Consider the following 12,308-nt stretch of genomic DNA (forward strand, 5'->3'; position numbering starts at 1 on the left):
AACAGGGAGAAGCGCAAACTCATGCTGCCACGCTTCCCCCTGCCAGTACATCTATATGATGGCCATATGGCCTTGTCCGCTGCGGCTTACGGGTTCAGGCGGTAACCGAATGATCCATCCATAACGTTGTCTCATTCATACTCCGCAATACCCGGCTTACTGCGCCGCAGACAGTTTTGCTGTAGGCTTGTCGAACAGCTCCGTATCCTCTGCTTCTATTAGGCTGCACTTCCTTACCAGAGCGATTCAACAGGCTGTATATAAAAGCATCCCACTCCAACCGTATACAGTCTACCCCTTGCATGGTCAAAGAGTCGGATACTGGAGCACACCAATCCGCGCGAAGCGGACCTTACCGGAAGAAGAACATACCTGCTCTTTTGCAAGCACGACCTTCTACCTTGATATACGCAAGATGTGCATCAATAGTTTACCACTTAGGAGTGCAGCTGGGACATAAATTCGTTAATATCTACGCCAAGTCCTTGAGCCAGACGCATTCCGTATTCACGGTCTGCACGGATAAAGTTGCAAATGGCGCGCAACTGAATATCCTTTTTCACTCCCTGTAAATCATTAACCAGATTGGAGAGCAAATTATCCTTCTGCGCCGAATTATATGAACGATATTGTTCACCAGCCTGGGTAAAATCGTCTGTTTTTTCAATTTTTTGACGGGTGACCTGTCCGTGCAGCTCCACTTCAGTTTCTGAATAAGCCGGATCTTCAACCGGACCGTCAGTATAGCTGTTCGGCTCATAATTGTAACGGCTCGTATCCTGGTTCACATTCATCAATCCATCGCGCTGATGATTACGAACGGGCGCATACGGGCAGTTGACCGGAATTTGCAAATAATTCGGTCCCAGACGGTGACGCTGTGTATCCGGGTAGGAGAACAGGCGACCTTGCAACAATTTGTCTTCAGACGGCTCAATGCCGGGTACAACTGCACTTGGCGAGAATGCGGATTGCTCCACCTCAGCAAAGAAGTTGTCCGGGTTTTTGTTCAATGTCATCGTACCTACAACATGGAATGGGAACTGCTCTTCCGGCCATACTTTCGTTGGATCGAGTGGATCGAACGAATAGTTGTCAATGTCAGCAGGCTCGATAAATTGCACTTTAAGCTGCCACTGCGGGAACTCGCCTTTTTCGATATGGTCAAACAGATCACGGGTCGCATGGTTGAAATCTTTGCCCTGCTGTTGCTCTACTTCGCTAGCAGACAACGTGCGTACACCCTGCAACGATTCCCATTTATATTTTACATACGTGACTTTGCCTTCGGCATTAATCCATTTGAACGAATGCACCCCAAAACCATCCATTTCACGATAATTCGCTGGTGTTCCATGATCGGAGAACAACCATGTCATCATATGTGTCGATTCCGGCGTCAATGTCATGAAGTCCCAGTAGCGGCCTGGATTCTGAATATTCGTTTGTGGGTCAGGTTTGAGTGAATGCACCATATCGGGAAATTTAATCGCATCACGGATAAAAAATACCGGCAGATGGTTGCCGACCAGATCATAGTTGCCTTCCTGTGTGTAGAACTTAGTCGCAAAGCCGCGCGGATCGCGTGCTGTCTCTGGTGAACCTACACCATGAATAACAGTCGAGAAGCGAACAAAGACGGGTGTCTCTGCGCCTACTTCTTGTAGAAAAGCAGCCTTTGTATACTCTTTCATGCTGTTTTCTACGCGGAATACGCCGTGTGCACCTGCACCTCTTGCATGCACAACACGCTCAGGAATACGTTCACGGTCAAAATGAGCAATTTTCTCAAGCAGATGGTAATCTTCCAGCAGCGTGGGTCCTCGGCGTCCGGCAGTACGGGAATTCTGGTTATCTCCTACTGGAGCACCCTGGTTGGTCGTTAAACGGTTATCCATCGTTACAATCATCCTTTCGAAGCGGAAATCATGACCTGCTCGATCTACTTTATACTGCCTATACTCGAAATATACTGGAATCAATATAAGAGTAAAATGCTGGGTATAAATTAGACTTGCATTTAGACTGATTTCAAAATTTGAATGTAACGTTAGTGTAGCATCGAAAACGGTCGAGGTTCATGAGCGAAGGATGAGCGTTAGGTGAGTCTTTTATGAGGCTTGGATGAAGAAGAAATGAAGGAAAATTCTTCTTGTAATAACTGTTTGTAATCACTAGGTAGTTTGAAAAATATATTTACTGCTGAACCAACGGCTGAATAAAATAAAATCGCTCTATCTCGGAAGTGAATCCCCTTCTGAGACAGAGCGATACCGAATACTTATTTAGAAGCACTGTTTTAGAAACAATACGATGGGCAGTCCATATCCTGCCAACACGATAAACCCTGTAGGCTTACACGTCTGGACTTACACATTCGGTGTGCTGGTGTGCTGGTGTGCTGGTGTGCTGGTGTGCTGGTGTGCTGGTGTGCTGGTGTGCTGGTGTGCTGGTGTGCTGGTGTGCTGGTGTGCTGGTGTGCTGGTGTGCTAAATAATTTTATATTTCTCAAACTATCTTTTGCTAATCGAAAAAGGATACAGCGATCAGTCAGCCAAACGATAGCCTACACCGCGTACTGTAGCGATATATTGCGGCGCTGAAGCATTATCGCCGATCTTTTTACGCAAACTTTTGACGTGTACATCGACTACATTGCTGCCGCCGAAAAATTGAGTGCCCCAGATTTCACTCATCAATTGCTCACGTGACAATACGCCACCTTCGCTTTCAACGAGCATTTGCAGCAGATCATACTCCGTTTTGGTCAGATCGATGCGGCGTTGACCCCGATAAACGGTCATCTTTTTGCGATCGATCCACAGATCTTTAAACACGATGCGGTGCTGTGCATCATCCGCTGCTGGAGCAACCGGACGGCTTGCGCTGGAACGAATAACACGTTCCACATGATACAATCCTTCTTGCGGACGCATCGGCCAAACGAGCAATTCTTCCTCGGTCCATTCCTTCATGCCCAGCGCCAGCATTTCCTCACGTACAAGGAAGATCGCAGGCACATGAGAATTATTCTCATTTATGCGCGACTTAGCCTGTTCAATATCGCTACTGCCTGCCGAAGCAATCATATCGAAAATGTACAGATCCGCACTGATCGCGCCTGAACCGCTATTTTCCCAGCGATGGAATACCATCACATCAAAGCAACTATCCGATAATGTACGTGTTAACTCATGCACACGACTTGGAGTTGGACTAATAATCACAACGCGGCGTGTAACCGGACAAGCAAGTGCCATCGATTGTGCATCCATTTCATCGGCTACTACTCCCCAGCTTAATGCAGCACGGGAACTAGAAAGATAATCATTCTCAATTATTTTTTCGATTTGTTTTTGCATTCAGTACACACTCCTTTAAATACAACATGTGCATGATGAACATCGTACCCGGTCTCCTCCGCTACATCTGCATACCATTGAAGCGGTGCACCTGTCATAACCTCGTCTACACGACCACAGGATTCACATACAATATGCTGGTGATCATCCATTTTGCCATCATAGCGGCTGGCGGCTTCACCAAGCTTAAGCTCGCGAATTAATCCATTGTCAGTCAGGTAGCGAAGCGAATTATATACCGTTCCATAAGCGAAATTATGACCACGCTCTACCAACCGATTCATGACGTCAGCGGCAGTCGGGTGATCCTCAGCATGATAGACGATATCATATACAGCTTTACGCTGTGTCGTCAGATTGATGGTTTTCACATGGATCATTCCCTTAATTTGATTTTAGAATAAGTATAAATCCATTTCAAATCCGGGTCAATAGCTTTACAAATTAAAGTGATAATGGTTCTCATGGTTTCCTGGGTGGGGATGGAAAAATGTTACTGGGGTGGGGGATGCAGGCTTGGTTTGGGGATGCTTCCATCACTCCGACAAGGAATAAGGGGACGGACTCAGGTGGAGCCGCGGGAATCTACGGATTAGGAATGACTTGTAGATTCCCGCCCCTCCAAAGTCGTCCTTTCCCCTTATTTCCTTGTCTCCGTTACGTGCTGATTGCATCATATTAATAAATATTAAGCGTGCTTGCGCAGCAAGCGTAACATTGTTTTCATCTTTAGGGGGTGTAGCAGTTTTTAAAATAAAAGGAGTGCTGGTTGCACTCCTTTTGGGGTTGTGTATTTAGTTTTATTTAACCTGTATTGGTGGTGGGTGAACATTTAGTTTAAGGAAGCATATGTTATATAGAGTAGTTATAGAGCGGAATGATCAAAATAAACTTGAACTCGTAACTTTGCTTTTATTTTTACTTGTATCTGCTTTGTTTTGCTTTGAGGTTTTACTTTGAGGTTTTATTTCAAGTATGCGAGCTATTTTATTTATCTTTAAAATAAAGCATGAGAATGTGTACTTCATAATTTATAGCTGAACAGCAGGCTTTGTAATATTCGTAGCTGGCTTTGCATTTAACTTTATACATACAATTGAATTTATTTATCATGCATACAGTTGAATTTATTTATCGTCTGGTTCATTTTATAGCTTGGCTTATCTTTTCGCTGCTAATCTACTATAACTTCAGGGGCATGCAGTGTTCATATACTGAACACTGTTACCTCATGTCGATGCAGATGCGCTACGTATTACAGAATATATAACAAACTAAATATATAACAAACTAACATGATTCCCTTATCGTTAATTTTTAATCGTCCTGCACATCATACAGCACTCTTGCCAGCAAATTTTGGCCGTAGTTGCCGAAGTTTTTGCCGAAGATCGTTAGACCGCGCTTGTTGGCTGGGCCGTCGGTTACGGCGATGCGGAAATGGATGTTACTTTTGTAGTCCAGTTCGATATCGCTGAGTGTCACGTCAGAAATGCGGCAGCCGTCGATGTAGCTGCCATCCTGGGTGATGCGGATTAGTTTGAGCATGCCATACTGGTTCAGGTGCGGTGGCCACCAGTCGGGGTTAAATGTTCCACGCGTATCACCGAAATCACCGGGGCTTGTCCAGCAACCGATTTGTTTTCCATTAATATAAAAGAAAATGTCGGATGGGTAGTTGTCGCAGAAACCGGGCGCTTCTGAGCCTAGTTCCATCGAGAGCTGAATTTCGTTAAACGTCTGGTTCGGTTTTAGATAGTTTGGGATACGGTATTCCAGATAACCATCGTTCAGCCAGATCATTTCGGCATCGATGCGCAAAGGATCAGCAAAATAGCGTGGATCATCGAATTCACCGATAATACTGTCGCGTGTAGCCAATCCGCATGTAGGCACGGCTTGATAATCACTGTAGTGACCGACCTGAATCTCGACTTCATAGCGGTTATGGATTTCTTTGGAACGCAGGTCGACCATGAGCTTTTCCTCATTCAGATAACATATTTTCTGAATGCCGTGCTTGCCTACTGCGGTGTTGATCTCAATGAGACCGCTTTCTTCTAACTTTTTAATATGCATAGTGATGGCACCGTTGCTCAGTCCGAGTTTGGTTGCCAGATCATTCAGATTAAGACTTTGATTTTGTGCAAGCAACTCGATAATTTGAATACGAATTTCCGAACTCAGCGCCTTGAAAATATTAACACCTGACATCAGGTCTTTAATATAAATCATAGATGGATGTCCTTTCCCCGTTCTGAACAAAGTCTATATGGATAGACGATGCACATGTATGTTTTATTTCACACAATTATAAATCATTACAAACAGGAAAGAAAGACATACTCAAAAAGCTTAAAATCCTTTTAAAATGCCTACTTTTCGGACGTTTATGTCTTTTTTCATTTGTAAACCCTCAATATATCAACTTAAATTGATTGATATATATTTAAAATATACCATTGAAATATCATGTAAACGCTTTTATAATATGGTTATACCTAAATTGATTTAGTCTTTTATAAACCAAATCATGATCATCCCCAGAGAGGTGGCGTTCCGTTTGGAGAAAATCCGCAAGACAAAAGGATTTAAGGTTGTACGCTTAGCTTTGCCGCTATTCCTTGTTGTCATGATGTTGCTGGCAGGTCAGTCACGTGCGATTGCAGCATTTTGGAATTTGTCGGGTGATATCGCTGTACATGATCCATCGATCATTAAAGAAGGCAATTCATGGTATACGTTCTCTACAGGTCCAGGTCTGCAAGTGTTGAAGTCAGACAATGGAACATCATGGTATCGTGTACCGCAGATTTTCCTATCCGAGCCGTCTTGGTGGAAAACGGCTGTCCCGAATCATAAGCAAATGGATGTGTGGGCACCGGATATTCAGCAGTACAACGGTAAAGTATGGCTGTACTACTCGATTTCTGCATTTGGCGAAAATCGCTCAGCGATCGGTCTGGCAAGTGCAAGCAGCATCGGTGCTGGACAGTGGAAAGATGAAGGCATCGTGCTTCAATCGACAAGCGCGAACAACTACAACGCCATCGATCCGAATCTGGTCATTGATACAGCAGGTAACCCGTGGCTCGCTTTTGGTTCGTTCTGGAGCGGACTGAAGATTGTGAAGCTCGATAAGAACACGATGAAGCCAACTGGCAGCATCAGCTCGATCGCCGCTCGTCCGAATAACAATGGGGCAATCGAAGCACCTAGCATTACGTATCATGGAGGCTACTACTATCTGTTTGCTTCGATCGATTCATGCTGTAAAGGTGTGAATAGCACGTACAAAATGGTGTACGGACGTTCGACTAGCATTACCGGCCCTTACGTTGATAAAAATGGCGTGAATATGCTGAACGGTGGCGGTACAATCCTCGATGCCGGCAATGATCATTGGAAAGGTCCAGGTGGTCAGGATATCTACAATGGCAATATTATTGCACGTCATGCTTACGATGCAACCGATAACGGCAATCCAAAGCTGCTAATTAACGATCTACTCTGGGATTCTAGCGGCTGGCCCACGTACTAAATGAACAGGGGATCAACATCAACTGATGCATTCATGTGAAAGCCAACATGTAAGCCTGAGAAATACGGATACATCATCATGATGCTTCTAATAACGAATTGTCGCCGACTTACTCAACTATTTACTTGGTATCTCTTCGTTACTATCGTTCTTCGTCCATGTTGATCTTCATTCATCTTGATCATCGTTGATGTTGATCCCTTGCTCAATACGAATCGCAACTGATCGCAGCTATCTTTCTCTATTTTGTATACGGTTACATATTTAGATCAGGAGGTATCATTATGTTCAAGAAAAAATTATGGGTGACGAGCATGCTTATTATGCTCGTAAGCGCCCTTGTACTGGCAGGCTGCGGTGGCAATAGCGGCTCCAGCAGTGGCAAAAAAGAATTGACGTTTATGTTCCGTGGTGGCACGGATGAGCAGAAAGCGTATCAAGCTGTTGTGAAGAAGTTTGAAGAGAAGCATCCGGACGTAAAAGTCAAAATCATCGTTACTGCTGCCGATCAGTACGCAACCAAGCTGAGAGCAGCGATTACAGGTAACAGCATGCCTGACGTCTTTTACTTCGCTCCCGGCGATTTGAAAGCATATGTGAACAGTAAAGTATTGATGAACCTGACTCCATATGTAGAGAACAACAAAGATGTCGACCTCAACAACATCTGGAAATACGGTGTCGATCTGTATCGCTATGACGGCCAGATGGCAGGCAAAGGCGATATTTACGGAATGCCCAAAGATCTTGGTCCATTCGCACTCGGCTACAACAAAACATTATTTGAAAAAGAAGGCATTCCTTTACCTGACCCTAAAAAACCATACACATGGGAACAATTTATTAAAGTGAACCAGCAGGTTACGAAAGATACGAACGGAGACGGCAAACCAGATGTATTCGGTACAGGCTTTAACGTACAGTGGGCACTGCAATCGTTTGTATGGAGTAATGGTGGAGACTGGCTGGATGCCAGCAAAACAAAAGTTACGATCGATGATCCAAAGTTCGCAGAAGCGCTGCAATTTTTCGCCGACATGCAGAACAAATACAAAATCACACCTTCCATTGAAGAATCCCAAACACTGGACACGTATCAGCGCTGGATGAAAGGCGAAATGGCCTTCTTCCCTGTTGGTCCGTGGGATATGAGTACATTTGAGAAGCTGCCATTCGACTATGATCTGATTCCATATCCGGTAGGCTCGACAGGCAAACCAGCAACATGGATCGGTTCGCTCGGTATCGGTGTATCTTCCAAAACGAAGTATCCAAAAGAAGCCGCTGAGCTGGTGAATTACCTGACTGCTTCCAAAGAAGGTATGCAACAACTAGTCGACGCAAAAGTTCAAATTCCAAACTTGCTCGATATGGCGAAAACATGGGCAAGCGACAAGTCCACCAAGCCTGCTAACAAACAGGAATTCATTAACATTATTGACGACTATGGCCGTGCACTTCCAGCCAACTATACGTACAACTCCGAGTGGTACGATCTGTTCTTCACCGACATTCAGCCTGTACTGGACGGTAAAATGACAGCGGCAGACTATGTGAAGCAGCAACAACCGAAGATGCAAAAGCTGCTCGACAAAGCTGTAGAACAGGAAAATCGTTCGAAAAAGTAATCGTCACTAACGCACAAGCATGTATAACAGAACGTCATGCCAGCAGCCTGCATCTGTGCTGCTGGCACCTATTTTGCCATCGTCCATACGAGCATTGGAAAGATCTACACATCCCACCTGCTCATACTAGAAACAGGGGTGACCGTCATGAATGTCAAATCCAGTTTGTATCGTAAAGAAATGATTTTCGGGTATTTGTTTATTTTGCCTCCGCTGATCGGCTTCTTGATCTTTGTGCTGTTTCCGTTCCTCTACTCCCTCTACGGTTCGTTTACCGATTGGGATGGACTTGGTCAGATGAACTTTATCGGTCTGGACAATTATAAGGATCTATTAACAGATGATCTGTTTTACAAAGCGATGTTTAATACCTTCTTCCTGATGCTTGGCATCCCGATCGGCTTGCTGCTCGCCCTACTGCTGGCGCTTGGTCTGAATCGGAAAATTCCGGGTACGACTACATTTCGCGTTATTTATTATATTCCGGTCATCTCCTCCCTTGCCGCGGTATCGATCATGTGGAACTGGGCATACAACGGAGACTATGGACTGGTCAATCAGTTTCTAGCACTGTTCGGCATTGAAGGCCCGAACTGGCTCGCGAATAAAGATACCGTTAAACCTGCGCTGATCATTATGACCGTCTGGAAAGGTCTTGGCTATACGATGCTGCTCTATTTGGCAGCACTGCAAAGCATCTCGCGCACGTATTATGAAGCTGCCGAGCTGGATGGTGCGAATAGCTGGCAAATTTTCCGTAATATTACGTGGCCGATGGTACAGCCGGTTACATTTTTCCTTGTCGTCACGAATATCATTGGCGGCTCGCAGATTTTTACCGAGATGAACATTATGACACCTACGGGCGGTCCCGAGTATTCTTCGGCATCGATTGTCTTCTATATCTGGCAAAAAGCGTTTGGTAACCTGCAAATGGGCTATGCCTCCGCAATGGCGATGATTCTTGGTATCTTCATCTTTATCATTACTCTGGTGCAATTCAAAATGAATGAACGTTCGGCCTACGATGGAGATTGATGAACCAGGAAAGGAGCAAACCCAGCATGTCTTACAGTCAAAAACGCAAATTAACGAATTCGATTATTTTTATCGTCCTTTTGATCGGTGCGGTGGCAATGATCGCACCACTCATCTGGATGTTGTCTACCTCGCTTAAGGAGAAGCAGGATGTATTCGCCCTGCCGCCGATCTGGATTCCGGAAGTGTTTCAATTTAGCAATTATGCAGCTATTTGGGAAGCAGGGCCTCTGCTTAGCGGGATTCAGAACAGTTTGATCGTAGCGGTTAGCGTAACGATTGTCGGTACGTTCACATCCAGTATCGCTGCTTTCGCATTCGCTAAGCTCAGATTCCCACACAAAGGCAAATTCTTTCTCGCTTTGCTCACGTCCATCATGATTCCATATCCAACGCTGATGATTCCGCAGTTTATGATGTTCTCCAAGCTGGGTTGGGTCGATACGCTGTTGCCACTGATCATACCGGGCTTGTTCGGTAATGTGTTTATGATCTTCTTCCTGCGTCAGTATCTGCTGAGCGTGCCGGATGCGATCATCGAAGCCGCCAAAATCGACGGTAGCTCGTACTTCCGTCTCTATTCCAGCATCACCTTCCCACTGATCAAGCCGGCGGTAGCTGCGCAGCTGATCCTCTGGTTTATGGGCATCTGGAACGATTATCTGGCGCCGATCATCTATTTGAACTCACCGGAAAATCAGACGTTGCAGCTCGTAATTGCGAACTTTAACGCCACGTATGCGATTCAGACGGACTATCCGCTCATTATGGCGGCATCGATCGTCGCCTTGCTGCCGGTACTGATCGTATTCCTTATTTTCCAAAAACAAATTATTGAGTCCGTCGCAATCTCTGGCGTCAAAGGATAATGGAAAGGGATGATCCGTATGAAATCATACAAAAGCGTGGCGGCATTAATGCTGCTATTCGTTGTCGGTGTGACAGGTTGCAATGGAGAAGAAGAAGCTACGCCACCTCCGACATTCCCCGAAGCGCCAAAAGATACGAAATTGTATGATACGTCCATCCTGAATGATGAGTCCAGATGGACAGTGAATAACGCCCATGATCCGGCAATTATTAAAACGGATCAGGGCTACTACGTCTACTCGACCGATGTGCGTGTCGCTGGCGAACCCAAACCCGGTGTGATGGTACGCAAATCGACCGACCTGATCAACTGGACATGGGTCGGTCAGGCATTGCCTGGCATTCCTGAAGAAGCACTTCACTGGACAGGTGCTACCAATCTATGGGCACCCGATGTGATCCAAGTTGGCGATACATATCGAATGTATTACTCCGCTTCAAGCTTTGGCAGTACCCAGTCAGCAATCGGCTTGCAAACGTCCAAGTCGCCAGAAGGTCCCTGGACAGATGAAGGCATTGTGGTGAAAACCGCCGCTCAGGAAAAAGACCGTCTCAATGCGATCGACGCCAATCCGATCGTCGATGCGGACGGTAAGATGTGGATGGTATACGGCTCCTTTTTCGACGGTATTTATATCGCTGAGCTTGATCCAGCAACAGGTAAACTCAAGCAAGACGGCTACGGTACACGTATTGCCGCCAGAGATTGCGCCACCGCAGATGGTGCTGTAGAAGGGCCTTATATCGTCTACAATCCGACATTTAAAAAGTATTATCTGTTCGTGTCCTATGATTCACTGTTCGAGGATTATAATGTGCGCGTCGCTCGCTCTGATTCGATTACCGGCCCTTACACCGATGTGAACGACATGGATCTACTCGATACCGCTCATTTACCACAATATGAGGTTGGTACGAAGCTGCTCGGCGGCTATCGGTTCTCAGAAGGCGAAGGCTGGATTGCGCCGGGTCATAACTCGGTGCTGAAAGACGGCGACGACTATTATATCGTCCACCATGCACGCGGCGAGACCGATAAACACTGGCCTTATCTGCATGTACGCAAAATGCTCTGGACGAGCGACGGCTGGCCTGTTGTATCGCCCGAACGCTATGCTGGCGAACGGGAACAAAATATTCCCCGGTCGATGTTAGCCGGTACATGGGAAGGCATAGCGATGGACCCGTCTGTAAACGGACAGGTGCAATCTGTACCGTACACGCTCACAGACAGCGGCAACATCGAAGCCGAGACTGGCGGCGGTACTTGGACATTTGACGGTAAACAAACGCTCACGCTGACATGGACAGAAAGTCCGTGGGGCGGCGCGTCCACAGAGGAAATGAAGCTACTGCCTGCATGGGACTGGGAGCGCAATCAGTCTGCGCTTGTGATGACCGGAATGAATGATCACGGTATCGCGGTCTGGGGCAAGCAAATCGAGGCTGCGAGCAAGTAAAACTGCCTGTCATACCCTTTTATTCTCTTTCATGCTATCTAATGCTATCTCATTTTATTTCATGCTCTGTTATTCTCTATCATGCCCTGTTATGCATAGAAGGCAATACGTATCGTATCCTCAAATGACTGCGAGCCAATACGGTTCATCCGACTACGTCGGTCCACTATGATGTAGATGCTCTGTCGCAACATCTATGCATAGCAAATAAAGTGCACAGATTGAAATTAGAACCTAACCGCTCAATCCTCCAAACCAGCAGACTGACAACAGAAACGATTTGCAACTATTTTTGCTTATGATGTTGTTTCCATTGAAGGCTGGGCACAATGGAATACTGTGTACAATGGAATGCTTGCGAACACGATGTACCGGAACAACTGAAATCCATCCATTTTGAAAGGGGACT

9 protein-coding genes are annotated in these 12,308 nt (G+C 45.8%); 5 read left to right on the plus strand and 4 right to left on the minus strand.

Annotated features, from left to right (window positions below):
- Window positions 1-437 precede the first annotated feature (437 nt).
- From AAHF22_RS11425 to AAHF22_RS11440, 4 genes are all read right to left on the minus strand, one after another.
- On the minus strand, window positions 438-1,898 hold the full coding sequence (locus AAHF22_RS11425; protein ID WP_347325133.1) for a catalase: 1,461 nt from the start codon (window positions 1,896-1,898) through the stop codon (window positions 438-440).
- 648 nt (window positions 1,899-2,546) lie between these two features.
- Window positions 2,547-3,362 carry a winged helix-turn-helix transcriptional regulator gene (locus AAHF22_RS11430; RefSeq protein ID WP_347325134.1) on the minus strand — a complete coding sequence of 272 codons (816 nt, stop codon included), beginning with the start codon at window positions 3,360-3,362 and terminating at the stop codon, window positions 2,547-2,549.
- Window positions 3,338-3,733, minus strand: a complete 396-nt coding sequence (locus AAHF22_RS11435; RefSeq protein ID WP_347325135.1) for a Fur family transcriptional regulator — start codon at window positions 3,731-3,733, stop codon at window positions 3,338-3,340. Before AAHF22_RS11435 ends, AAHF22_RS11430 begins: the two co-directional genes overlap by 25 nt.
- Before the next feature lie 946 nt (window positions 3,734-4,679).
- Window positions 4,680-5,597: an ArsR/SmtB family transcription factor gene (locus AAHF22_RS11440; protein WP_347325136.1), complete on the minus strand. Its 918-nt coding sequence runs from the start codon at window positions 5,595-5,597 to the stop codon at window positions 4,680-4,682.
- A 376-nt stretch (window positions 5,598-5,973) separates the two neighbouring features.
- Here AAHF22_RS11440 and abnA point away from each other — a divergent pair, with 376 nt between their 5' ends.
- The 5 genes from abnA to AAHF22_RS11465 all read left to right on the plus strand — a co-directional run bounded on the left by abnA (window position 5,974) and on the right by AAHF22_RS11465 (window position 11,899).
- On the plus strand, window positions 5,974-6,903 hold the full coding sequence (abnA, locus tag AAHF22_RS11445; protein WP_503651409.1) for an arabinan endo-1,5-alpha-L-arabinosidase AbnA: 930 nt from the start codon (window positions 5,974-5,976) through the stop codon (window positions 6,901-6,903).
- A gap of 284 nt (window positions 6,904-7,187) precedes the next feature.
- Entirely contained in the window at window positions 7,188-8,531 is a 1,344-nt protein-coding gene (locus tag AAHF22_RS11450) for an ABC transporter substrate-binding protein (RefSeq protein ID WP_347325137.1), read from the plus strand.
- 147 nt (window positions 8,532-8,678) lie between these two features.
- Window positions 8,679-9,569, plus strand: a complete 891-nt coding sequence (locus tag AAHF22_RS11455; protein ID WP_347325138.1) for a carbohydrate ABC transporter permease — start codon at window positions 8,679-8,681, stop codon at window positions 9,567-9,569.
- A gap of 26 nt (window positions 9,570-9,595) precedes the next feature.
- Window positions 9,596-10,438, plus strand: coding sequence for a carbohydrate ABC transporter permease (locus tag AAHF22_RS11460; RefSeq protein WP_347325139.1), 843 nt, complete (start codon window positions 9,596-9,598; stop codon window positions 10,436-10,438).
- Window positions 10,439-10,456: 18 nt separating this feature from the next.
- The gene (locus tag AAHF22_RS11465; RefSeq protein WP_347325140.1) at window positions 10,457-11,899 is read left to right on the plus strand and encodes an arabinan endo-1,5-alpha-L-arabinosidase; all 1,443 of its coding nucleotides are present in this window, start codon (window positions 10,457-10,459) and stop codon (window positions 11,897-11,899) included.
- Window positions 11,900-12,308 lie beyond the last annotated feature (409 nt).

The organism is Paenibacillus wenxiniae (assembly GCF_039822605.1).
GTDB classification, from domain to species: Bacteria; Bacillota; Bacilli; order Paenibacillales; family Paenibacillaceae; genus Saccharibacillus; species Saccharibacillus wenxiniae.

Coding starts and splice junctions, on each gene's coding strand:
- AAHF22_RS11425 (WP_347325133.1), bottom strand. CDS start 1,898: ATGGATAACCGTTTAACGACCAACCAGGGTGCTCCAGTAGGAGATAAC.
- AAHF22_RS11430 (WP_347325134.1), bottom strand. CDS start 3,362: ATGCAAAAACAAATCGAAAAAATAATTGAGAATGATTATCTTTCTAGT.
- AAHF22_RS11440 (WP_347325136.1), bottom strand. CDS start 5,597: ATGATTTATATTAAAGACCTGATGTCAGGTGTTAATATTTTCAAGGCG.
- AAHF22_RS11450 (WP_347325137.1), top strand. CDS start 7,188: ATGTTCAAGAAAAAATTATGGGTGACGAGCATGCTTATTATGCTCGTA.
- AAHF22_RS11455 (WP_347325138.1), top strand. CDS start 8,679: ATGAATGTCAAATCCAGTTTGTATCGTAAAGAAATGATTTTCGGGTAT.
- AAHF22_RS11460 (WP_347325139.1), top strand. CDS start 9,596: ATGTCTTACAGTCAAAAACGCAAATTAACGAATTCGATTATTTTTATC.
- AAHF22_RS11465 (WP_347325140.1), top strand. CDS start 10,457: ATGAAATCATACAAAAGCGTGGCGGCATTAATGCTGCTATTCGTTGTC.